The organism is Promicromonospora sp. MS192 (genome assembly GCF_049532985.1).
Lineage (GTDB): Bacteria > Actinomycetota > Actinomycetes > Actinomycetales > Cellulomonadaceae > Promicromonospora.
Window position 1 is genome coordinate 2785733 of the sequence record NZ_CP186693.1, and the last position, 21757, is coordinate 2807489.

20 protein-coding genes are annotated in these 21757 nt (G+C 74.0%); 13 read left to right on the plus strand and 7 right to left on the minus strand.

Annotation, left to right across the window (positions count from 1 at the left end):
- Nucleotides 1–23 precede the first annotated feature (23 nt).
- On the plus strand, nt 24–2099 hold the full coding sequence (gene paaZ / locus ACO229_RS12545) for a phenylacetic acid degradation bifunctional protein PaaZ (RefSeq protein WP_423465124.1): 2076 nt from the start codon (nt 24–26) through the stop codon (nt 2097–2099).
- A gap of 101 nt (nt 2100–2200) precedes the next feature.
- Nucleotides 2201–2962, plus strand: a complete 762-nt coding sequence (locus ACO229_RS12550) for a TetR/AcrR family transcriptional regulator (protein WP_423465125.1) — start codon at nt 2201–2203, stop codon at nt 2960–2962.
- Nucleotides 2963–2984: 22 nt separating this feature from the next.
- On the opposite strand, the gene ACO229_RS12555 is transcribed toward ACO229_RS12550, so the two are convergent.
- From ACO229_RS12555 to pdhA, 4 genes are all read right to left on the minus strand, one after another.
- Nucleotides 2985–4604, minus strand: a complete 1620-nt coding sequence (locus ACO229_RS12555; RefSeq protein ID WP_423465126.1) for a DUF222 domain-containing protein — start codon at nt 4602–4604, stop codon at nt 2985–2987.
- A gap of 163 nt (nt 4605–4767) precedes the next feature.
- Nucleotides 4768–6201 carry a dihydrolipoamide acetyltransferase family protein gene (locus tag ACO229_RS12560; protein WP_423465127.1) on the minus strand — a complete coding sequence of 478 codons (1434 nt, stop codon included), beginning with the start codon at nt 6199–6201 and terminating at the stop codon, nt 4768–4770.
- Entirely contained in the window at nt 6198–7196 is a 999-nt protein-coding gene (locus ACO229_RS12565) for an alpha-ketoacid dehydrogenase subunit beta (RefSeq protein WP_423465128.1), read from the minus strand. Before ACO229_RS12565 ends, ACO229_RS12560 begins: the two co-directional genes overlap by 4 nt.
- Nucleotides 7193–8308 carry a pyruvate dehydrogenase (acetyl-transferring) E1 component subunit alpha gene (gene pdhA, locus ACO229_RS12570; protein ID WP_423465129.1) on the minus strand — a complete coding sequence of 372 codons (1116 nt, stop codon included), beginning with the start codon at nt 8306–8308 and terminating at the stop codon, nt 7193–7195. Before pdhA ends, ACO229_RS12565 begins: the two co-directional genes overlap by 4 nt.
- A gap of 116 nt (nt 8309–8424) precedes the next feature.
- On the opposite strand from pdhA, the gene ACO229_RS12575 reads away from it, so the two are divergent.
- The 4 genes from ACO229_RS12575 (at nt 8425) to ACO229_RS12590 (ending at nt 11407) form a co-directional block, all read left to right on the plus strand.
- Nucleotides 8425–8907: an Lrp/AsnC family transcriptional regulator gene (locus ACO229_RS12575; protein WP_397412858.1), complete on the plus strand. Its 483-nt coding sequence runs from the start codon at nt 8425–8427 to the stop codon at nt 8905–8907.
- 175 nt (nt 8908–9082) lie between these two features.
- Nucleotides 9083–9646, plus strand: coding sequence for a hypothetical protein (locus ACO229_RS12580; protein WP_423465130.1), 564 nt, complete (start codon nt 9083–9085; stop codon nt 9644–9646).
- Between the two features lie 65 nt (nt 9647–9711).
- Complete coding sequence (locus tag ACO229_RS12585) at nt 9712–10365, plus strand: response regulator (RefSeq protein WP_423465131.1); 654 nt, start codon at nt 9712–9714, stop codon at nt 10363–10365.
- Nucleotides 10366–10525: 160 nt separating this feature from the next.
- Entirely contained in the window at nt 10526–11407 is an 882-nt protein-coding gene (locus tag ACO229_RS12590; protein WP_423465132.1) for a universal stress protein, read from the plus strand.
- A 94-nt stretch (nt 11408–11501) separates the two neighbouring features.
- Here the strand turns inward: ACO229_RS12590 and ACO229_RS12595 are convergent, their stop codons facing one another.
- Both ACO229_RS12595 and ACO229_RS12600 read right to left on the minus strand, forming a co-directional pair.
- Nucleotides 11502–12509 (minus strand): ADP-ribosylglycohydrolase family protein, encoded by a 1008-nt coding sequence (locus ACO229_RS12595; RefSeq protein WP_423465133.1) that lies wholly within the window; start codon nt 12507–12509, stop codon nt 11502–11504.
- On the minus strand, nt 12506–13486 hold the full coding sequence (locus ACO229_RS12600) for an ADP-ribosylglycohydrolase family protein (protein WP_423465134.1): 981 nt from the start codon (nt 13484–13486) through the stop codon (nt 12506–12508). Before ACO229_RS12600 ends, ACO229_RS12595 begins: the two co-directional genes overlap by 4 nt.
- Before the next feature lie 206 nt (nt 13487–13692).
- On the opposite strand from ACO229_RS12600, the gene ACO229_RS12605 reads away from it, so the two are divergent.
- The 7 genes from ACO229_RS12605 (at nt 13693) to ACO229_RS12635 (ending at nt 20603) form a co-directional block, all read left to right on the plus strand.
- Entirely contained in the window at nt 13693–14688 is a 996-nt protein-coding gene (locus ACO229_RS12605) for a LacI family DNA-binding transcriptional regulator (RefSeq protein WP_397432368.1), read from the plus strand.
- A 53-nt stretch (nt 14689–14741) separates the two neighbouring features.
- Entirely contained in the window at nt 14742–16088 is a 1347-nt protein-coding gene (locus ACO229_RS12610) for an ABC transporter substrate-binding protein (RefSeq protein ID WP_397432366.1), read from the plus strand.
- A 3-nt stretch (nt 16089–16091) separates the two neighbouring features.
- A complete protein-coding gene (locus tag ACO229_RS12615) occupies nt 16092–17072 on the plus strand; it encodes a carbohydrate ABC transporter permease (RefSeq protein WP_423465135.1) in 981 nt (326 codons plus the stop codon).
- Complete coding sequence (locus ACO229_RS12620; protein ID WP_397432363.1) at nt 17072–17935, plus strand: carbohydrate ABC transporter permease; 864 nt, start codon at nt 17072–17074, stop codon at nt 17933–17935. The genes ACO229_RS12615 and ACO229_RS12620 overlap by 1 nt, the downstream gene beginning before the upstream one ends.
- 47 nt (nt 17936–17982) lie before the next feature.
- Entirely contained in the window at nt 17983–18324 is a 342-nt protein-coding gene (locus tag ACO229_RS12625) for a hypothetical protein (RefSeq protein WP_397412868.1), read from the plus strand.
- Nucleotides 18325–18402: 78 nt separating this feature from the next.
- Nucleotides 18403–18888 (plus strand): ArsR/SmtB family transcription factor, encoded by a 486-nt coding sequence (locus ACO229_RS12630; RefSeq protein WP_423465136.1) that lies wholly within the window; start codon nt 18403–18405, stop codon nt 18886–18888.
- The gene (locus ACO229_RS12635) at nt 18885–20603 is read left to right on the plus strand and encodes a SulP family inorganic anion transporter (RefSeq protein ID WP_423465137.1); all 1719 of its coding nucleotides are present in this window, start codon (nt 18885–18887) and stop codon (nt 20601–20603) included. The genes ACO229_RS12630 and ACO229_RS12635 overlap by 4 nt, the downstream gene beginning before the upstream one ends.
- A 25-nt stretch (nt 20604–20628) precedes the next feature.
- Here the strand turns inward: ACO229_RS12635 and ACO229_RS12640 are convergent, their stop codons facing one another.
- Nucleotides 20629–21693, minus strand: coding sequence for a LacI family DNA-binding transcriptional regulator (locus tag ACO229_RS12640; protein ID WP_423465138.1), 1065 nt, complete (start codon nt 21691–21693; stop codon nt 20629–20631).
- Between the last annotated feature and the right edge of the window lie 64 nt (nt 21694–21757).

Sequence of the window (21757 nt, forward strand, 5' to 3'; positions counted from 1 at the left end):
CACCGATCGCAAAGGAGCGCAGAGTGAGCACACTGGAGAGCTACGTCGCGGGGCGCTGGCAGGCCGGCACGGACGACGGCGAACCCGTCCTCGACGCGGTGACCGGCGAGGAGATCACGCGGGTGTCGAGCCACGGGATCGACTTCGCCGCCGTGGTCGCGCACGCCCGTGAGGTGGGCGGCCCGGCCGTGGCCCGGCTCACGTTCCACGAGCGGGCGACCCTGCTCAAGGAGCTCGCGCTGCACCTGGGCGGGGCCAAGGACGAGTTCTACGCCCTGTCGCTGCGCACGGGCGCCACCCGGCGCGACTCCGCGGTCGACATCGACGGCGGCATCGGCACCCTGTTCAGCTACGCGAGCAAGGGCAAGCGGGAGCTCCCGGACGACACCGTCGTGCTGGACGGCGCCCTCGAACCCCTCGGCAAGGGCGGCACCTTCGTGGGCCAGCACCTGTACACCTCGCGACCCGGGGTCGCGGTGCAGATCAACGCCTTCAACTTTCCCGTCTGGGGCATGCTCGAGAAGCTCGCGCCCGCGTTCCTCGCGGGTCTGCCCGGCATCGTCAAGCCCGGCAGCCAGACCGCGTACCTCACCGCCGCGGTGGTGCGGCACATCATCGCCTCCGGGATCCTGCCCGAGGGCAGCCTCCAGCTCGTCTGCGGCAGCGCCGGCACGCTGCTGGACGAGCTCGGCGAGCAGGACTCGGTGGCCTTCACCGGCTCGGCGCACACCGCCGAGATCCTGCGTTCGCACCCGTCGGTGCTGCACCGCGGGGTCCGCCTCGGCGTCGAGGCCGACTCGCTGAACTGCTCGATCCTGGGTCCGGACGTGCGCCCGGAGGACCCGGAGCTCGACCTGTTCTTCAAGGGCGTCGTCACCGAGATGACCGTCAAGGCGGGCCAGAAGTGCACGGCGATCCGGCGCGTCCTGGTCCCGGAGGCGATGGCGGACGCCGTGATCGGCGCGATCAGCGCCCGCCTGGCCCGGATCACGGTCGGCAACCCGGCCGACGACGGCGTCCGGATGGGTGCCCTGGCCAGCCTCCGGCAGCGCGACGAGGTGCGCAAGGCGATCGAGGCGCTGCGCACCTCCGCCGACATCGTGCACGGCGACCCCGACCACGTCGAGGTGGTGGGCGCCGACGCCGAGCGCGGCGCGTTCCTCTCCCCCGTCCTGCTGCGCGCCCGGCCGGGCGCGGCCGAGCCCCACGAGGTGGAGCCCTTCGGCCCGGTGGCCACGGTGCTCACCTACGGCTCGGTGGACGAGGCGGTGGCCCTGGCGGCGCGCGGCCGGGGCAGCCTGGTGGCGTCGCTGGTCACGCACGACCCGCAGGTGGCCCGGGACGTGACCCGCGGGCTCGCGCCCTGGCACGGCCGCCTGCTGCTCCTGGACCGGGACGACGCCGCCGAGTCGACCGGCCACGGCAGCCCGCTGCCGATGCTCGTGCACGGCGGCCCCGGACGCGCCGGCGGCGGCGAGGAGCTGGGCGGGGTGCGCGGCGTGCTGCACCACATGCAACGCACGGCCGTGCAGGGCTCCCCCGACATGCTCACCGCGGTCACCGGCCGCTGGACCACCGGCTCCCGGCGGGTGGTCGGCAGCGTGCACCCGTTCCGCAAGTCCCTGGCCGAGCTGCGCGTCGGCGACACGATCGAGACGGCGACCCGGACGGTCACGCAGGACGACATCGACCACTTCGCGGAGTTCACGGGCGACACCTTCTACGCGCACACCGACCCCGCGGCCGCCGCCGCAAACCCGTTCTTCGGCGGCATCGTCGCGCACGGCTACCTCGTGGTGTCGCTGGCCGCGGGTCTCTTCGTGGACCCGGCCCCGGGGCCGGTGCTGGCCAACTTCGGCGTCGACAACCTGCGCTTCCTCACGCCGGTGCACGTGGGCGACACCATCCGGGTGGCCCTCACGGTCAAGCAGATCACCCCCCGCACGTCGGCCGACTACGGCGAGGTGCGCTGGGAGGCCGACGTGACCAACCAGGACGGCGAGCAGGTCGCAGCGTACGACGTGCTGACGCTCGTCGCGAAGACCGGCCAGAACACGACGGGCAAGAACACGACAGGCCAGGACACGACCGGCGCCTGATCGGACCGTTCGCCCGGCCGTCCCGTCGTTCCTCCCCACGTGGGTGTGGCGGGGACAGGGACGCCGGGCCGACGATCCGCTCCGTCTGGGACGATGACCCGATGACGACGGACGCCACGCCGACGGACGCCCCCGCCCGCCGCCCGCGAGGACGCCCGGGCCACGACCGGGCGACGGTGCTGCGCACGGCGATCGAGCTCTTCAACCAGCGCGGGTACGACGCCACCTCGATCAGCGACCTGGCCGCCGAGCTCGGCGTCACCAAGTCGGCCGTGTACCACCACTACGCGAGCAAGGAGGCGCTGCTCGCGGCGGCCCTGGACGAGGCACTGGAGGAGCTCGCCGCCGCCGTCGAGGCAGCAGCGACCGCGACCGACGGCGAACGCAGCTCCGTACGCCTGCGGGCCACCGTCGAGGCGGCCGTCCGCATCCTCGCCGACCACCTGCCCGCCGTGACGCTGCTGCTGCGCGTGCGGGGCAACAGCGACCTGGAGCGGTCGGCGATCGCGAGGCGCCGGCACATCGACGAGCGCCTCGCCGCGCTCGTCCGGCAGGCAGCCGCCGAGGGCGACCTGCGCGCCGACGTCGAACCCGAGGTGATCAGCCGGCTCGTCTTCGGCACGGTCAACTCCCTCGTCGACTGGTACCGCCCCGACGGCCCGCTGCCCGCGAGCGCCCTCGCCGCCACGGTCTCCAGCGTGCTCTTCGACGGCCTCGGGCCGCGCCTGCACGACGAGGCACCGCACGACGAGGCACCCCACGACGAGGCACCCCACGACGAGGCGCCGCACGACACCACACCACGCAGCAGCACACCACGCAGCAGCACACCACGCAGCAGCACATCGAGCAGGTTTCCGTGACCGGCCCGCCGTCACCCGTCGATCACGCGGCTTCCGCGGTCGGCGGGTCAGCGGTCGAGTCGACCCGCGGTGGTGGGAAGGCTTCGACCGCTTCGGGCAGACGGATGCGGTGCCCGCGGGCGTCGACGAAGTCCCATCCGGTCTCGACCAGGCCTCCAGCTCCGGCATCCGCAGCAGGTCTGCCCGTCCAGTGCATCGTGATGCCCCGTGCGTCGACGAGCTGATGGTGGAACCAGCACAGCAAGGCGCTGTTGGCCACGGCGGTGTCGCCGCCGTCTGCCCAGTGCCGCACCGCATGGTGGACCTCGCACCGCGACGGCGGTTGATCGCATCCCGGATACACGCAGTGCCGGTCCCTGGCGATGACGGCGCGCCGCATCTGCCCGGTCACGGTGCGCCGGGCACGCCCGACGTCCAGCACCGCCCCGTCCGGCCCGAACACGATCCTGGTGATCGCGCTGTCGCAGGCCAGCCGCCGCAACAGCGCCCGTGGCGCACGACCGCCGGTCTCGGTGAACACCGCACCGCCCGCCGACAGCAGCCCGGGCACGGTCGGCATCGTGCCTGCTCGGGTTCCGCGTGCGGGGATGCCCTGCCCGCAGGTCAGGCACAGCCCGTCACGGGTCCGGCCGACCTGGGTGAGCAGCTCGGTCCAGGAGACCGTGACGTTCAGGTGCGGTGGGATCGCGGCCCCGGGCGACGCCTGGTCGGCGTCCAGCACGAGTCGAGCCGCGTCCGCCAGCCCCTGCGCACGCCGCTGCGAGGGCGTACGAGAGTCCTCCGCGGCGGGCGCCCCGATCATCGCGTTCACCACGGTCGAGACGAGCAGGCCGTGCTCGTCCGTCAGGAACCCCGCCACGTGGTACCCGCCGAAGGTCTTGGACAGGTCCAGGAACTCGCCCTGCGCCGCCTTGTCGTCATCGGCGTCGTCGGTATCCGGGTCCGTCACCGTGGCGAACCGGCGCGCCACGACCCGGAACTGGTCAGCGTTGAGCGCTGCCGCCTCCCGGAGCACCAGCCCCTCGCCGGTCACCAGCGTCCCCTCCGCGACCGCGCGCTCCAGCACCGCCGTGACCAGGTCGCGGGTCCGGGTCCCGTCCGGGTCCTGGGCCGGGTCAGGGAAGTCCACGGGCACCGTCTGCACGAACTGCTCGGGTGTCGTGGTCCGGCCGGTCCGGGTGTCGACCAGCCAGCCGAGCGCGTCCGTGCGGGACTCGCTCGTCGGTGCGACCTCGGCCATCACCCGGGCATGGTCGGCCCCCAGGGCCCCGGCGACCAGCCGCTCGCGCGTCGCAGGCAGCGCGGTCGCCAGCCGGCGCGCCATCGTCATGTCCTTGCCCGCCGTGGACGCGGAGACCCCCTCCCGCACCCGCAACCAGGACGTGAACGTCCGGGCCGTCCCGCCGGAGCGCCACGACCCCTCGTCCTCGATCCGCGGCAGCAGGATGTATCGCACACCGTCCAGACGGCCCGCCGCGCGACGGATCCGGGCGTGCGCCTCCACCAGCCGGGCGACACCCGGAGCGTTCCACCCGTCCAGGTGGTCCGGGCCGACCAGCTCGGCCAGGTCATCCACCACCGCTTCGATCCGGGTCAGCGCCTCCTCGATCGACCGCACGGGCGGCAGGTCACCAGAAGCCATGCCGTTCGCCGCCTGCCCCATGGACCGTCACCCCACCCCACCGCTCCGCCTCTATGGTCTCCTACACGTGCCATTCTATGGAACGTTCGTGCGATCCGCTCGGGCACCCGAAGATCTGTGGACAACCTCCCTCGTCCCGTCGGAGACGCCGCCGGGCCCGCTCTCAGAGCCGCACGATCGCGGGCACCGGGTTCTCGATCGCCCCGGCGACGGATCGCATGAAGCCCGCCGCCGTCGCGCCGTCGCACACGCGGTGGTCGAAGACGAAGGACATCTGGGTGATCTTGCGCGGCACGACCTGTCCGTCGACCACCCACGGCCGGTCCATGACCCGCCCGAAGCCGAGGATCGCCACCTGGGGGTGGTTGATGATCGCCGCGCTGCCGTCGACGCCGAGACTCCCGTAGTTGTTCAGCGTGAACGTGCCGGCCGTCAGCTCATCGGCCGTCGCCCGCCCCGCGCGGGCACGTTCCACCAGGTCGCGGACGGCCGCATCCAGCCCGGCGGTCGTCATCCGGTCGGCGCCGAGCACCGCCGGGGCCACGAGCCCGTGCTCACCCTGGACGGCGATACCGAGGTTGACCGTGTCCGGGACCACCAGCTCGGCGCGTTCGACGTCGAGCCGCGCGTTGAGCACGGGGTACTCCTGGAGCCCGGCGACGACGAACCGCGCGAGGTAGGCGAGCAGCCCCGGCCCCGGGTCGTCGGGCGTGCGGGCATCCTCGCGCAGCTCGCAGAGCGCGGTGGCGTCGACGTCGACCCAGACGGTCGCCTCCGGGATCTCCGCCCGACTGCGTGACAGCACCGCCGACGCCGCCTTCTGGAACCCGCTGAGCGGGACCCGCCGCGCGCCACCCGTGCCCGCACCCGCGCTCGCACTCGCACCGACCAGACCCGTGCCCCCACTCGCATCCGCACCCGCACCCGCACCGACACCGACACCGACACCGACCACACCCGAGGCCGCACCCGCACCCACCACGACCGCACTGCCCGTGGTCGCGCCCGAGGCCACACCCGAGGCCACAGCAGACGCCGGCTGCGCACCGGCGACCGCGGTGCGCACGTCGGACCGGGTGACCACACCGCCCGCCCCCGTGGGCCGGACGCTCCTCAGGTCCAGGCCCGCCTCCCGGGCGAGGCGCCGGACGATCGGCGAGATCACCTTCACGGGGCGCTCGGCGACGGACGGCGCAGCACCACGCGGACGGCGCCGCCGCCCCGGCCCGGCGGGGGCCGAGGTGCCGTACCCGATGAGCACGTTGCCGGACCCGGCCCGCTCCTCCTCGCGGTACGCCTCCCCCTCCCGCTCGCCGGCCGCCCCTGCCCGGGCCCCGGACCCGCCGCCCGCCACGATCGTGATCAGCGGCCGCCCCACGTCCACCGTCTCGCCCTCCGCAGCGTGCAGCCGGCCCACCCGCCCGGCGTACGGGCTGGGCACCTCGACCACGGACTTCGCGGTCTCGACCTCGGCCACGGGCTGGTCGACGGCGACGTCGTCGCCCTCGGCCACGAGCCACTGCACCACCGACGCCTCGGTCAGCCCCTCGCCGAGGTCGGGCAGCAGGAACGTCTGCTCCGTCGGGGCGGTGGTCATGCGTCCTCCCACTGGAGGTCGTCCACGGCGTCCAGGACCCGGTCGACCGACGGGAGCTGGAGGTGCTCCAGCTTCGGCGGCGGGAACGGGATGTCCAGACCGGTGACGCGGCGCACCGGCGCGGCCAGCGAGTGGAAGCAGCGCTCGCTCACCCGGGCGGCCACCTCGGCGGCGAACCCGGCGAACCCGGCGGCCTCGGCGACGACGACCGCACGCCCGGTCGACTCCACGGCGGCGCACACGGTCGCGTCGTCGTACGGGACGAGGGAGCGCAGGTCGACGACCTGGAGGCTGCGGCCGTCCTGCGCGGCCGCCTCGGCGGCCGCGAGCGCGACGGGTACCGACGGCCCGTAGGCGATGAGCGTGGCGTCCGTGCCCGCGCGCCGCACCACCGCCGTGCCGATGCCCGGCACCTGCTCCCCGCCCACCTCACCCTTGGCCCAGTAGAGCTTCTTCGGTTCGAGGAAGACCACCGGGTCGGGCGAGGCGATCGCCTCGCGCAGCAGCGCGTAGGCGTCGCCCGGGGTCGACGGCGCGACCACGTGCAGCCCTGGCGTGTGCGCGTAGTAGGCCTCCGAGGAGTCGCAGTGGTGCTCGACGCCGCCGATGCCGCCCGCGTACGGGACCCGCATCACGAGCGGCAGCTCGACCCGGCCCCGGGTCCGGTTCCGCATCTTCGCGATGTGGCTGACGACCTGCTCGAAGGCCGGGTAGGCGAACGCGTCGAACTGCATCTCGATCACGGGGCGCATGCCGTTCATCGCGAGGCCGACGGCGAACCCCGCGATCCCCGCCTCGGCCAGCGGGGTGTCGAAGCACCGGTCCTCGCCGAACGCGGCGGTGAGCCCGTCGGTCACGCGGAAGACGCCGCCGAGCGGGCCGACGTCCTCGCCGAGCACGAGCACCGCCGGGTCCTCGGCCAGGGCGTCGTGCAGGGCGCGGTTGATCGCCTGCGCCGTGCTGAGCGTCCCGGGCGCCACGGTCGTGGTGGTCATCGGGCTGCCTCCTGCCGGTCCGGGGTGCCGGCGGGCTCGTCGCGCGCCAGCTCGTCCCGGACCATCGCGAGCTGCTCGACGAGCTGCGGGGTGGGCCGGGAGTAGACGTGGCGGAACAGGTCCTCAGGGTCGGGCTCGACGTCCTGGTTGATCCCGTCCCGCGTGCGGCGGGCGACCTCCTCGGCGTCCGCGGCGATCCCGGCGGCGCGACCGTCGTCCAGCACGCCCTGGGCACGCAGGTAGGCCTCCAGCCTCGTGAGCGGGTCCCTGGCCACCCAGCCGGCGACCTCGTCGTCGCTGCGGTAGCGCGTCGCGTCGTCGGCGTTGGTGTGGGCCTGCATGCGGTAGGTGTGCGCCTCGACGAGCTGCGGGCCGCCGCCGGAGCGCGCCCGCGCCACCGCACCGGACAGCACGTCCAGGAGGGCGGCCAGGTCGTTGCCGTCCACCTGCTCGCCCGGCACGCCGTAGCCCACGCCCTTGTGCGCGAGCGACGGCGCGGCCGTCTGCCGGGACAGCGGCACTGAGATCGCGTACCGGTTGTTCTGCACCAGGAAGACGACGGGGGCGCGGAACACCGCGGCGAAGTTCAGCGCCTCGTGGAAGTCGCCCTCGCTGGTCGCGCCGTCGCCGCACAGCGCCAGGACGACCGTCGGCTCCCCGCGCAGCCGCGCGGCGTGCGCCACGCCCACGGCGTGCGGGAGCTGGGTGGCCAGGGGCGTCGTGAGCGGGGCGACGTGGCGCTCGTACGGGTCGTACCCCGAGTGCCAGTCCCCCTTGAGCAGCACCAGCGCCTCGACGGGGTCGACGCCGCGGACGGTGACGGCCGCGGTGTCCCGGTAGGTGGGGAAGAGCCAGTCGGCGTCGGTGAGCACCTGGGCCGCGGCGACCTGGCAGGCCTCCTGCCCGAAGGAGGAGGGGTAGACGGCCAGCCGCCCCTGGCGCACGAGCGCCGAGGCCTGCTCGTTGAAGCGGCGGGCGGTGACCATGCTCGCGTACCCGCGCAGCAGGTCCTCGGCGGGCGGCAGCGGCCCGGCCGACGTCGGCCGGCCGTCCGGGTCGATGAGCATGACCGGCACCGTCGACGGCAGCATGCGATCTACGTCACTCGTCATGTAGATATACTGGTCAAGCCTCTATCTGGAATCTACCAACGGCGGAGATCCGAGAGAGTGTCCGGCGTCCAGCCGGTAATGCGATCCAAACGTCCAGCACAGGAAGGACGTGGAGCGTGACCACGAGACAAGTGGCAACGGGCCTCGACGACGTCGACCGGCGCATCGTGGACGAGCTGCGCCAGGACGGCCGCATGTCGATGCGCGCGCTGGCCGAGCGCCTGCACATCTCGCGCGCCAACGCCTATGCCCGCGTGCAGCGGCTGGAGACCACCGGGGTGATCCGCGGGTACCGCGCGGACATCGACCCGGTGCTGTCCGGGCTGGGCACCTCGGCGTACGTGACGGTCAACCTCAAGCAGGCCGAGTGGCGCTCGGTCCGCGAGGGGTTGCGGGCCCTGCGCGGCATCGAGCACATCGGCCTGGTCGGTGGCGAGTTCGACCTCATCCTGCTCGTGCGCGCCCGCGACAACGCCGACCTGCGGCACCTGATCCTCGACCAGATCCAGGGCATGGACGGCATCCTGAACACCCACACGCTGCTGGTGTTCGAGGAGCCCGTCCCAGCGGGCCCGGCGCCGGCCGCCCCGGCGGGCTGACCCGGCACCCCGCACGCCGCGGGCAGGGCCCCCACCCCAGGTCAGAGGGCATCACCACCTCGGGACCAAGGTCCCGCACGCCGGGGGCAGGGGACCCTGCCGGGCGGGCTCGCCGCGGCGGGATCGTGGTGCCAGGACGCCGGAACAGGTCCGGCGCACCCTCCAGGAGGATGTCATGAGCTCCATCAGCCATCCCGCATCGTCGGCGCACGGACCGGTCGCACACGAGCGGGCCGCCGCCACGCACGTCACCGGCGAGTCGGTCGCCCGGTACGCCTTCGCGGGCGTCCGGCTGCTGCTCGCGTTCGAGTTCCTCTGGGCTTTCGGCGACAAGCTCTTCGGCTGGGGTCTGTCGACCCCGACCGACCGGGCCTGGATCAACGGCGGCTCCCCCACCGAGGGCTTCCTCGGCAGCATCGAGGGGACGTTCGCCGGCTTCTTCAACCCGATGGCCGGCAACCCGGTCGTCGACTGGCTGTTCATGCTGGGGCTGCTGGGCATCGGCCTGGCTCTCGCCCTCGGCATCGGCATGCGGATCGCCGCCGGCGCCGGCGCGGTGCTCATGCTGCTGATGTGGATGGCGTCGCTGCCGATCGACGTCAACCCCTTCGTGGACTACCACCTGCTCGACGCGGTGCTGCTCATCGGGCTGGCCGCGTTCCTGGCCGGCGACACCGCAGGCCTCGGCCGCTGGTGGTCCGAGCGGTCGCTGGTCAAGCGATTCCCCGCCCTGCGATGACGTCGCACCCCGTGGTGCCCGTCCCGGTCGTGACCCGGACGGGCACCACGGCTACGGTGGGACGCATGGACGTTCGGGTGTTCCTCGTCGACGACCACGAGGTGGTGCGCCGCGGCGTGGCCGACCTCCTGGAGGCCGAGCCGGGGCTGACGGTGGTCGGCGAGGCCGGGACCGCCCGCGAGGCGCTCGCCCGCGTCCCCGCGCTCGACCCCGACGTCGTGGTCCTGGACGTGCGGCTGCCCGACGGCGACGGCGTCACCGTGTGCCGCGAGCTGCGGGCGCGGATGCCGTCGCTGGCCTGCCTCATGCTCACGTCGTTCTCGGACGACGAGGCGCTCTACGACGCGATCCTCGCCGGCGCGGCCGGGTACGTGCTCAAGCAGGTGCGCGGTACCGAGCTGGTGGACGCGATCCGCACGGTCGCCGCGGGCGGGTCGACGCTGGACCCGCGCGCCGCGGCGCAGGTCATGGAGCGGATCCGCACGGACGCCCGGCACGAGCCGGACCCGCTCGCCGGCCTGACCGAGCAGGAGCGGCGCATCCTGACCCTGATCGGGCGCGGGCTGACCAACCGGCAGATCGGTGCCGAGCTCTTCCTCGCCGAGAAGACGATCAAGAACTACGTCTCCAGCATCTTCGCCAAGCTGGGCCTGGAACGGCGGGCGCAGGCCGCCGTCCTCGCCACCCAGCTCGAGCAGGAGCACCACCGGCAGCCGTGAGGCGCGGTACCCCGGGCACCCCCGGCACCCCTGGCACGCCCCGGCGCGTCAGGGGTGCCGGCGTGTACGGAGGACCTTCGTCCCGCCGTCCCGGGTCGCGCGGCTCTGCCGAGCGCCACCGGCGTGCTGGTGTCCTGGTGAGGAGCGAAGGAGGACGATCATGAGCACCACCTGGTACCGGGGTGTCGTCGTCGGGGTGGACGGGTCGAAGGAGGGCCTGACGGCCCTGGACTGGGCGGCCCGCGCCGCCGACCTGCACGCCGCCCGGCTGACCGTCGTGGCCACCTACTCCCTGCCGATCACGCCCGACCCGGGGATCGGCGACCTGATCGGCGAGATCCGCGACGAGGCCCACCGGGCCGCCGAGGCCGCCCGTGCGCGGCTCGGCGACCGCCGCCCCGGCGGCCGGGACGTCGAGCTGGTCGTCCTGCCCGGCAACGCCGCCGGTGTGCTGAGCGAGCGGTCCGAGACCTGCGACCTCGTCGTGGTGGGACGCCGCGGGCTCGGTACGTTCGACCGGGTGCTGCTGGGTTCCACGTCCTCCGCGCTGGCGGCGACGGCGCCCGGCGTGGTCGCCGTGGTGCCCGCCGGCGCGACGGCGGACACCCCGCGGCGGATCCGTGTGGGCGTGGCACGCGACGACGAGCCCGACGTCCTGGGCACCGCGTTCGCCGAGGCCGACGCCCGCGGCTGCCCGCTCGAGGTGCTGCACGTGACGGGCACCGACCCGCTCGGCTCGGCGCTGCTCGACATGGACCCCGTGGCGGCCTCGTGGCACGAGGCCGCGCAGGCCGACCTGGCCGACCGTGTGGACACCTGGTCGCAGAAGTACCCGCGGGTCTCGTGCTCGATCGTCGTCCGGCGCGGGGACGTCGTGGACGCGCTGCTCCACGACATGGCACCCGACGACCTGGTGGTCGTCGGCGGCCGGCGGCACCAGCCCTTCCTGGGCCGCGTGCTGCGCAGCGTGCCGGACGCCGTGCTCCGGGCCGCGCCCTGCCCGGTGCTGGTGGTGCACGCGCACGGGACGGCCGCCCGCTGAGCGGTGCGGGCCCGGGTGGCGACGCGTTCGCCACCCGGGCCCCGCTACGCCCGGCCCCGCTACGCCCGGCCCTGCAACGCCCGGCCCCGCCCCGCTACGCCCGGCTCGCGACCAGGGCCCCCGCCAGCTCCGCCAGGGACCGACCGGCGACGGCGGGCACGGTGACGCCCTGCAGCACGTCGACGTCGTCCGCGGCCGGTGCGCTGCCCGCGGCCCCGCACAGCGCGCCGACCAGGGCGGGCAGGCTGTCCTGGTGCCGCGTGACCGACAGGGCCAGCGGCAGCGCCGTCTCGTGGTCGCCCGCGGCCAGCACGGTGACGGCCAGGGCCAGCGGCAGCGTCTCCGCGACCGTTCCGGGGTGGCTGTAGGTGCGCGGCGCGAACCGGGCCACCAGGACGGGTACGGCCGCGAACGGCGAGCGCGCCTCGTCGGCGATCCGCAGCGCGTCGCGCACGCCGTCGGCCAGCCAGCCGTCGGCCGCGAGGTCCTCGGTGCCGGCCTCCAGGGCCGGGCGCAGCGGCGTTCCGTCGAGCAGGTGCCCGAGGATCCGGGCGTACGCGGCGGCGGCGTGCACGCCCGTGCCGTCGTGGGTGATGGTGGCGTAGGTGCGCGCGAGCTCCGCCGCGGCGGCGGGGTCTGGTGCCGCGATCGCCACGGCCAGCGCGCCGGGCAGGGCGCTGTCGTCGTAGAAGGCCGGGTTGTCGGAGCCGGTGTGCGGCGGGCGCAGCCCGGTGGCGGCGTTGATCAGGGCCGAGCGCTGCGCGGCGGACGTCCACGTGTCCGGCGTGTCGAGCAGGCCGCGCCACGTGTCGAAGAGGCTGCCCACGTCCCGGCCGGGCGCCTCCAGGAGCACCCGGGCGGCCACCGCGAACGTCTCGGCGTCGTCGGTGGCCACGAGGGCGGGCGCCCCGATCGCGGAGAGCACGAACGGCACCACGGGGCGCAGCACGCGGGACTCGTCCAGCTCCAGGGCGCCCTTGCGCAGCATCTGCCGCACCCAGGGGTCGCGGACGGTGCGGTGCTCGCCGGCGGGCGCGCCGAGGGCGTCGCCCAGCGCGAGGCCGTGCACGGCGCCGACGGCGCGGTCGAGGCGGTCGGTCATGCTCGCTCCTCCGTGGTCGCGCGGGCGACGAGCGCGTCCGCGAGGTCGACGAGGTCGGTGCCGGCCGTGGCCTGGATGCACTGGCCGGTCACGGTCCGCACCTGGGCGACGTGCCCGGGGTCGAACGCGCTCGCCCCGTGCAGGGCGCCGGCCACCGCGCCGGCCATCGCGGCGATGGTGTCCGAGTCGCGGCCGATGTTGACGCCGGACTCGATGACGGCCGGCGTCCCGTCGGTGGCCCGCAGCAGGCCGATGCACAGCGCGACGGCCTCGGGCGCGACGTCGGCCCACATGTAGTGCCGCAGGGGGATCGCCTCGAACAGGTCCTCCTCGGCCTGCTCCGGCGTGCCGGCCCGCCCGGCGATGTCTAGGGCGCGGCGGGCCGTGCGGGCCGACCAGGAGTCGGCGGGCAGCGCGGCGAGCATGGCGTCCAGCACGGGGTCCACGCTGTCCGCGACCATCGCCACGGCGACGCCCGCGGCGATCGCCTGCGCGCAGTAGACGCCGTCACGCGAGTGGCTGACCTCGGCGTCGGCCCGCGCCATGCGTGCGGCGAGCACGGGATCGCCCGCGGCGAAGACGCCGATCGGGGCGACCCGCATGGCGGCGCCGTCGCTCCAGGTCTCGGCGTTGCGCTGCCCGCTGGCGGGCGGCTCCATGCCCGCGTGGAGGTTGGCGAGGGCGATCATCTCGCTGAAGCCCGCCCGGTTGAACCCGGTGCGCTGCTCGCGCAGGGCCTCCAGCCAGGTGTCGGCCACGTCCCGGGAGGTCAGCCCGGCGCCCGCCCGCAGCACGCCGCGGGCGCACAGCACGGCGTACTCCGTGTCGTCGGTCCCGGCGGCCTCGGGGTCGACGAAGCCGCGCACCCGTCCCCACCGCTCGCGGATCGCGGTGAGGGTCATGCCCTCGGTCGGCGCGCCCATCGCGTCGCCGATCGCCAGGCCGAGCAGCGCTCCGCGCGCACGATCGTCGTTCATGCTCCTCCGTCTTTCGGCTCCCGCTCCCGGCTGCGACGCCTGGAAACGTAACGTTTTGCGTGGAACCAGCACGCAGAGCATGCGTGGCATCGCTATGTTTGCGCATCTTTTTGCGCTTGTGTCTTGCCTCACAGGGTGAACCTGGAGCATGCTACTCCAAAACCTTTTGCGTTCTCGGGAGAACGAGAGGCGGGCGAGGAGCGGGCATGGTCGGGATACGTGAGGTGGCGGAGGCCGCGGGCGTCAGCATGTCCACGGTCTCGCAGGTCGTCACCGGCAACCGCCCGGTCTCCGCGGCGACGAGGGCCCGGGTGGAGGCGGCGATCACGCGCCTCGGCTACCGCGCCCACCCCGGCGCCGCGCAGCTGCGCGGCGGGCGCACCGGGACGGTCGCGCTGATCGTGCCGACCCTGGAGAACCCGTTCTACCCCCTGGTCGCGGCCGGCATGCAGGACGTGCTCGTGCCCCGCGACCTCCTGCTGACCATCACCGACGCCAGCGGCCTGGACCGCTCGGCCACGACCATCCACCGGCTCCTGACCCGCCGCGTGGACGCGATGGTCGCCGCGCCGTTCGGCCTGCCCTCGGCCGGGCTGGCCGAGGTGCACGACGCCGGCATCCCGTTCGTCACCCTCGGCCAGGCCCCTCCGGGCGGCGGCGACTACGTGCACACCGACGACGTCGAGGGCGCCCGGAAGGTCACCGAGCACCTCATCTCCCGGGGCCGCACCCGGATCGCCTTCCTCGGCGGTGACGAGGGCGTGACCCCGACCCGGCAGCGCCTCCAGGGATACCAGGAGGCGCTGCGCGCGGCCGGCTTCCCGGTGCTGGGCGCCGACGTGGTGTGCACCCGTTACACGCGCCAGGGCGGCCGCGACGGCGCCACGGCGCTCCTTGACCGCGCAGACCGCGCGGACCGCCCGGACGCGATCGTGGCGGCCAACGACCTGATCGCGCTCGGGGTCCTGGACGTGACCCGCTCCATGAAGCTCCGGGTCCCCGAGGACCTCGCCCTGACCGGGTACGACGACATCGAGGCGGCGTCCCTGGTCGACCCGCCCCTGACCACGATCGAGAACCCCGCCCGGGAGATCGGGCGCGCCTGCGCGCGCCTGCTGCTGGAGCGGCTCGACGGCGACGTCACGGACGTGACGCGCGCCGTGGCCCTGTCCAACCGCCTCGTCGTCCGCGACTCGACCTGACGCCCCGCACCTCCCGCCCGGCACCATCCCTCCTCGCGAGAGAGAACATCACTGTGAGAATCACGAAGCACGCACTGGTTCCCGTCGGCCTCGCCGCCGCGGTCTCGGTCGCCCTGGCCGGCTGCGTGAGCGGCGGCGGTGACGCCGCCGGCGGAACGGTCTCCTACTGGGGCGCGTTCTACGCGCCCAGCACGGAGGAGGCCTTCCAGGAGATCTTCGTCGACGGGTTCAACGCCGAGGGCGACGCCCAGGTCGACATGGAGGTCAAGGAGCTGACCACCCTCGGCAAGCTCACCGACACCGCCGTGGCGGCCGGCGAGGCGCCCGACATCGTCTACGCGGACGGCCCGTCGGCCGCCTCGGACTTCGCCCGGGCGGACCGGACCATCGACCTCGACGAGTACGCGCAGGAGTACGGCTGGCAGGACGCGTTCCTGCCCTGGGCGTACGAGCTCAGCACGGTCGACGACGCGGTGACGTCGGTCCCGGCCAGCTACGGCTCCATGGTGCTGTACTACAACGCGGCCGTGTTCGAGGAGCACGGCTGGACCCCGCCGACCACCCTGGCCGAGTTCGAGCAGATCGCCCAGGAGGCCGACGAGGCGGGGATGGTGCCGCTCGGCGGCGGCAACGCCGGCTACCAGGGCATGAGCGAGTGGCTGGTCACGGCCGTCCTCAACGCCGCCGTCGGCCCCGAGAAGATCCACGACGTGCTCACCGGTGAGGCCTCGTTCACCGACCCGGAGTTCGTCGCGGCGATCGAGCTGATCCAGGAGTGGATCGACAAGGGCTGGCTCGCCGGCGGCGCGGAGTCCTACTTCACGACCGACGACACGGCGAACGTGACCGGGCTGGCCAACGGCACCACCGCCATGTACCTGAGCGGCACGTGGTCGTTCAACTCGCTGACCGAGGTGTTCGAGGACCCGTCGCAGTGGGCCTGGGCCCCGCTGCCGTCGCTGAGCGACGACGTCGAGCCGGGCGTGTTCCCGCTGGCGATCGGCACGCAGCTCTCGGTCAGCGCCGACGCGGCCGACCCCGACGCCGCGGCCGCCTTCCTCGACTACGTGGCGGGCGACGTCGACCGGGCGCTGGAGTACACGGCACGCACGGGCGAGAACCCGCCGCCGCTGGCGATGACCGCCGACCAGTTCCCCGACGAGGTCGACGAGCGGACCGTGGACCTCTACAGCCAGATCCCCGAGTCGACGAACGTCGGCTACGCCACCTGGACCTTCTTCCCGCCCAAGACCGACTCCTACCTCATCACCGAGTTCGACAAGGTGGTGACCGGGGACAGCACGGCCCAAGAGTACCTGGCCGGCATGCAGGACGTCTTCGACCAGGAGTTCGACGCCGGTACCACCCTCGTGCCCTTCACCCCCCAGAGCCGAGGCTGACCGGTGACCCCCAGGACCGCGACCACCGGGACCGCGCTGGCGGCGGACCCGGTGCGTCGTGGTGCGCGGCCGGCCCTCCGGGGCCGGCCGCTCGGGGCCAGGCGGCAGCGCCGGCTCCTGGCCTGGGTGTTCGTCGCACCGCTGCTGATCGTCAACCTCCTGGTCATCACCGGACCGGGACTGGCGTCGGTCTACTACTCGTTCACCGACTGGGACGGGCTGAGCACCCCCGGGTTCGTGGGCCTGGCCAACTACGCCGAGATGCTCGGCTCCGGAGCCGTCCGTGACGCGCTGGTGCACAACCTCCTGTGGACCCTCTTCTTCCTCGTGGTCCCGATGTCGATGGGCCTGGTCGGCGCGTTCCTGCTGTCGCGGCTGCGGCGCAACCAGGCCTTCTTCCGGGTCCTGTACTTCATCCCCTACGTGCTGGCGACGGTGGTCTCCGCGGCCGTCTGGCGCCAGCTCCTGGACCCGGACGGCGGCGTCGGTGCGGCCCTGTCGACGCTGGGCATCCCGTTCGTCTCCGACCTGCTGGCCGACGTGAACTTCCTGGGCAACCCGTCGCTCGCGCTCGGCTCGGTCGCGTTCGTCAACACCTGGCAGTGGTGGGGCTTCCTGCTGGTGATCTTCCTGGCCTCGATGCAGTCCGTGGACCCGGCCCTCTACGAGGCCGTGCGGCTCGACGGCGCCGGGCCGGTGCGCGAGTTCTGGCACATCACGCTGCCCATGATCCGCCCCACCCTGGTCTTCCTCGGCCTCATGACGATCATCTGGTCGTTCCTGGTCTTCGACTACGTCTACGTCCTGACCCAGGGCGGCCCCGCCGGCTCGACGGACGTGCTCAGCACGGTGCTGTACCGCGAGGCCTTCGAGAACCAGCGCCACGGGTACGCCTCCGCCGTCGCCATGCTGCTGTCGGTCATCAGCGCCGCGACCGTGCTGGGCTACCTCGCCCTGCGCCGACGACTGCGATGGGACATCTAGTGCACACCGCTCCCACCCTCGACGGCCGCGTCCCGGCGGCCCGGCGGCGCCCTGCCCAGCCGGTCACCTGGCTCATCCTGGGCCTGCTCGGCGTGTACGCGCTGGGCCCGCTGCTCGTGCTGGCGTCCAACGCGCTCAAGTCCTCGCGCGAGATCGACAGCAACCCGCTCGGACCGCCGCAGACCTGGAGCTGGAGCAACTTCGCCGTCGCCTGGGAGCAGGCGCACATGGGCGGCGCGCTCCTGAACAGCCTGGTCATCGCGGTGGCCACCGCGGCCGGCGTCGCGGTCATCGCCACCACCGCGGCCTACGCGATGACCCGGCTGGACCTGCCCGGCGGCGGGGCCTGGATCCTCTGGCTGCTGGTGTCCTCGTCGCTGCCCATCCAGCTCTTCCTGGTCCCCCTGGTGAGCTGGTGGTCCATGCTGGGGCTCTACAACCAGCCCATCGGCCTGATCATCATCTACTGGGCCGTGTACAGCCCGTTCGCCACCCTCCTGGTGCGGGCGTTCCTCGTGGGCATGCCCCGCGAGTACGAGGAGGCGGCGCGGCTGGACGGCGCCGGGGAGGTGGGCGTCTTCGCCCGCATCGTGCTGCCGACGATCCGGCCCGCGGTGCTGACCGCGGCTCTCGTGGCAGGACTGCAGGCCTACAACGAGTTCATGCTCGCCGTGACGTTCATCCAGGACCGCGACCTCCAGCCGGTCGCGCTGTCCCTCTACTCGTTCCAGCAGGGATTCACCACCGACTGGTCCCTGGTCAGCGCGGCAGGGCTGCTCATGGCGCTGCCCGTCGTCGTGCTCTTCCTGATGATGCAACGCACCTTCATCGACGGCTACGTCTCCCGCGGGATCGCCGTATGACGCTCCCGCCACCGGTATCACGCACCTACCAGAACCAAGGAGTGCCCATGCCATCCGCCAAGGAGATCCTGCGCACCGCCGCGGCCGAGCAGATCGACTCCGGCCTGGTCGACCTGGTCACGGTCGACAACTTCGACCGGTTCGTCGGCGCCATGCTCGTCGCCGACGACAGCCACCGCCTCATGATGGAGGACCTCGGTGACGACCTGGTCCAGCTCTGGTCCTGGACGCCCTGGGTCGACGGCCACTTCGGCGAGACGGGCATCACGACCGACGAGACGATCGCCCAGGCAGCGGTCCGGCGCTGGCTCGACGGCGCCCCGCCCATCCGGCGCGAGCCGAGCCGCGACATCTTCAGCGTCCTGTCGATCGACGAGGACTGGCGCTGACCGCAGGGCGGTCGCGGGCCGGGTGACCGGTCCCCTCCGCGCAGGCGCGCGGATTCAGCAACTGCTAAATTCAGAGGCGTGGACACCCAGCCCCTCTACGCGATCAAGGCGGAGCTCTTCAAGAGCCTGGCCCACCCGGCACGCATCCAGGTGCTCGAGGTGCTCGCGGCCGACCCGGACCTGACCGCACCGGTCTCCCGCCTCCAGGCCGTCACCGGTTCGGAGCCGTCCGCGCTCTCCCAGCACCTGGCGGTCCTCAAGCGCGCAGGCGTCGTCGAGTCGAGCCGCTCGGGCAACGCCGTGCACTACCGGCTCGCCGAACCCCTCGTCGCCGAGCTGCTCGTGGTCGCCCGCGCCTTCCTGCTCCACCGCCTCGCCGGGCGGGACGCCGACGCCGACCGGCTGGCCGGTGCCCGCCGCCTGCCCGCGCTGCCCGGGGCGAGCGCCCGCGCGGTGCTGGAGGCGGCCCTGACCGCCACCGCCCTGACTGCCACCGCGGGGACGGCACCCGCCGGCGAGACCGCCCGGCACGAGGACGCCGCCGAGGGGACGCAGGAACCGTGACGGTCCGCGACGTGCTCGCCCGGCTGGACCTGCGCGACCTGCTCCCCCGCCGCGACGACTACGACCTGCGCCCCCGGTCCCTCGGGGCGGACCTCCTGGCAGGCCTCACCGTCGGCGTCGTCGCGCTGCCGCTCGCGCTGGCGTTCGGCGTGAGCTCCGGCACCGGTCCCGCGGCGGGCCTGGTCACCGCCGTCGTCGCGGGCGTGGTCGCCGCGGTGTTCGGCGGGTCCCGGTTCCAGGTCTCGGGGCCCACCGGCGCGATGGCCGTCGTCCTCGCCCCGATCGTCGCGCAGCACGGGCTCGCCTCCGTCGCCCTGGTCACGCTGCTCGGCGGCGCCGTCGTCCTGCTGGCCGGGATGCTGCGGCTGGGTCGGGTGGTCACCTACATCCCGTGGCCGGTGGTCGAGGGGTTCACGCTCGGCATCGCGGCGATCATCTTCCTGCAGCAGGTGCCCGCGGCCGTCGGGCAGACCCCGGCCGCGGGCCAGGACACCCTGGTCTCCGCCGCCCGGTCGGTCGCCGCGGCGGTGTCCTCGTTCGACCTGCTCGACCCGGACCGCGCCATGCTCTGGGCTCTCGGGACCGTGGCCCTGGTCGCCGGTGTCATGGTCGTGCTCCCGCGCCTGCACCGCGCCGTGCCCGCGTCGCTGGTCGCGGTGGTCGCGGCCACCGTGCTCGCCGAGGCCACCGGCGCGCCGGTCGACCGCATCGGGACCCTGCCCGCCACGCTGCCGGTGCCCGTGCTGCCCGACCTCGACCTGGCGGTGGCCGCGGACCTGGTGGGCGCGGCGGTGGCGGTCGCGGCCCTGGCCGCGATCGAGTCCCTCCTGTCCGCACGTGTCGCGGCCTCCATGGCGCCCGGCGGCTCCGTCTACGCACCGGACCGGGAGCTCGTCGGCCAGGGCCTGGCGTCGCTCGCGTCGGGTCTGTTCGGCGGCATGCCGGCGACGGGCGCGATCGCCCGGACCGCGGTCAACGTGCGCTCCGGGGCCCGCACCCGGCTCGCCGCTGTCGTGCACGCCCTGGTGATCCTCGCGGTGATCTACCTGGCCACCGGGCCCGTGGGCCGCATCCCGCTGGCCGCCCTGTCCGGCGTGCTCATGGTGACTGCCTTCCGGATGATCGGCGCCGGCACCGTGCGCGCGGTGCTGGGCTCCACGCGGTCCGACGCCGTCACCTTCGTGGCCACCGCGGTCATCACCGTGGCGTTCGACCTCATCGAGGCGGTCCAGATCGGGCTGGTCGTCGCGGCCTTCTTCGCGCTGCGCCGCGTGGCGAGCGCCTCCTCCGTGCACCGCGAGCCGTTGCCCGGCGCCGCGCACGAGGGCGACGAGCGCATCGCCCTGTTCCGGCTCGACGGCGCGATGTTCTTCGGCGCGTCCGACCGCATCCTCGGCGAGGTCACCGACGCCTCGGTGCGCGACGACGTGCTCGTCGTCGTCCTGCGCCTGTCGCAGCTGCGCATGGTCGACGCGACCGGCGCCCGGGCCCTCGCCGAGCTGGTCGGGACGCTGGAGCAGCGGGGCGTCACCGTGCTGGTCAAGGGCGTGCAGGACCGGCACCGCCGGCTCATGGCGAGCGTCGGCGTGCCGGACCGGCTCCGGCACGAGAGCCACGCGTTCGCCACCCTCGAGGCGGCCGTCACGCACGCGCGGTCGCACGTGGCCCGCGCGGCACGCGGCGTCGACGTGCCGCAGCTCGACGGCCGGCGCTGACGACCAGGTCGGCGCCCGGCCGGCGTCACCCCGGCGGCCCCGTCGACGCACGCGTGTGCAGCACGGGCGGCGGGTCCGACAGGACGTGCCGGCCGCCGTGCGACCCGGCGAGCAGGGTCCGCACCGCGACGGTACCCACCTCGTGCAGGGGCAGGCTGACGGCGGTGAGCGACGGTGCGAGGTGCTCGTTGATCCACGTGTCGTGCACGGCCGCGACCGACAGGTCGCGGGGCACCACCAGGCCGTGCCCGGCGAGCGCGCCGAGCATGCCGATGCCCACCAGCGAGTTCCCGGCGATCAGGGCCGACGGCCGGTCGGCCGCCGTGCCCCAGCGCGCCACGAGCTCGTCGACGCCGGCGCGGCCACCGTCGGCCGACCACTCGCCGTGGGCCCGGTCCTCCTCGCGGAGCTCCAGGCCCGCCGCGGCCAGCGCCGTGACGATGCCCTCCTCGCGCAGCCGGTTGGTCATGGACTGCCGGGGGCCCGAGACCAGGCCGATGCGCCGGTGGCCCAGCCCGACGAGGTGCTCGGTGAGCAGGCGGGTGGCGGCCACCTCGTCGGGGTAGACCTGCGTCGCACCCTCGTGCTCGACGTCCGTCGGGGCGTTGACGACGACGGTGGGCAGCGCCCGCGCGATGTCCCCGACCCGCCGGTCGAGCTCGCCGTGGCCGCCCTGCATGACGATGCCGTCGACGCGGCGTCCGCTGATGAGGATGCGGTAGGCGTCGTCGTCCGCGAGGAGCTCGTCGACGTCGCCCAGCACCAGGAAGTAGCTGTGGCGGGCGGCCTCCTCGCGTGCCCCGCGCATCAGCTCCAGGTAGATGGGGCTGGACAGGTCGTGGACGACCAGGCCGAGGAGCCCGGTGCGGTTGCCGCGCAGGCTCCTCGCCGCCACGTTGGGGACGTAGCCCAGACGCGCCGCGGCCTCGACGATGCGGGCCTTGGTCTCGGGGGCGGCCCGCGCGGCAGGGTCGCCGTTGAGCACGCGCGACGCCAGCGCGCGGGACACCCGCGCGGCCTCGGCGACGTCGGCCAGCCGGACGGGGCCGCTGCGTGGTCCTGCCGTCGTCCGCTGCACCGGGGTGTCCATGTGCCCAGTGTGCCGGGCGGGACGGAGCGGCGGCCAACCGGCCGCCGCTCCCCCGCCGGTCAGG

Bases quoted from the DNA above. Each gene is read 5' to 3' on its own strand.
- ACO229_RS12595 (WP_423465133.1), bottom strand. From the start codon at position 12,509: ATGACCGACCGCCTCGACCGCGCCGTCGGCGCCGTGCACGGCCTCGCG.
- ACO229_RS12600 (WP_423465134.1), bottom strand. From the start codon at position 13,486: ATGAACGACGATCGTGCGCGCGGAGCGCTGCTCGGCCTGGCGATCGGC.
- ACO229_RS12555 (WP_423465126.1), bottom strand. From the start codon at position 4,604: ATGGCTTCTGGTGACCTGCCGCCCGTGCGGTCGATCGAGGAGGCGCTG.
- ACO229_RS12585 (WP_423465131.1), top strand. From the start codon at position 9,712: ATGGACGTTCGGGTGTTCCTCGTCGACGACCACGAGGTGGTGCGCCGC.
- ACO229_RS12580 (WP_423465130.1), top strand. From the start codon at position 9,083: ATGAGCTCCATCAGCCATCCCGCATCGTCGGCGCACGGACCGGTCGCA.
- ACO229_RS12590 (WP_423465132.1), top strand. From the start codon at position 10,526: ATGAGCACCACCTGGTACCGGGGTGTCGTCGTCGGGGTGGACGGGTCG.
- ACO229_RS12625 (WP_397412868.1), top strand. From the start codon at position 17,983: ATGCCATCCGCCAAGGAGATCCTGCGCACCGCCGCGGCCGAGCAGATC.
- ACO229_RS12605 (WP_397432368.1), top strand. From the start codon at position 13,693: ATGGTCGGGATACGTGAGGTGGCGGAGGCCGCGGGCGTCAGCATGTCC.
- ACO229_RS12640 (WP_423465138.1), bottom strand. From the start codon at position 21,693: ATGGACACCCCGGTGCAGCGGACGACGGCAGGACCACGCAGCGGCCCC.
- pdhA (WP_423465129.1), bottom strand. From the start codon at position 8,308: ATGACGAGTGACGTAGATCGCATGCTGCCGTCGACGGTGCCGGTCATG.
- ACO229_RS12560 (WP_423465127.1), bottom strand. From the start codon at position 6,201: ATGACCACCGCCCCGACGGAGCAGACGTTCCTGCTGCCCGACCTCGGC.
- ACO229_RS12565 (WP_423465128.1), bottom strand. From the start codon at position 7,196: ATGACCACCACGACCGTGGCGCCCGGGACGCTCAGCACGGCGCAGGCG.
- ACO229_RS12550 (WP_423465125.1), top strand. From the start codon at position 2,201: ATGACGACGGACGCCACGCCGACGGACGCCCCCGCCCGCCGCCCGCGA.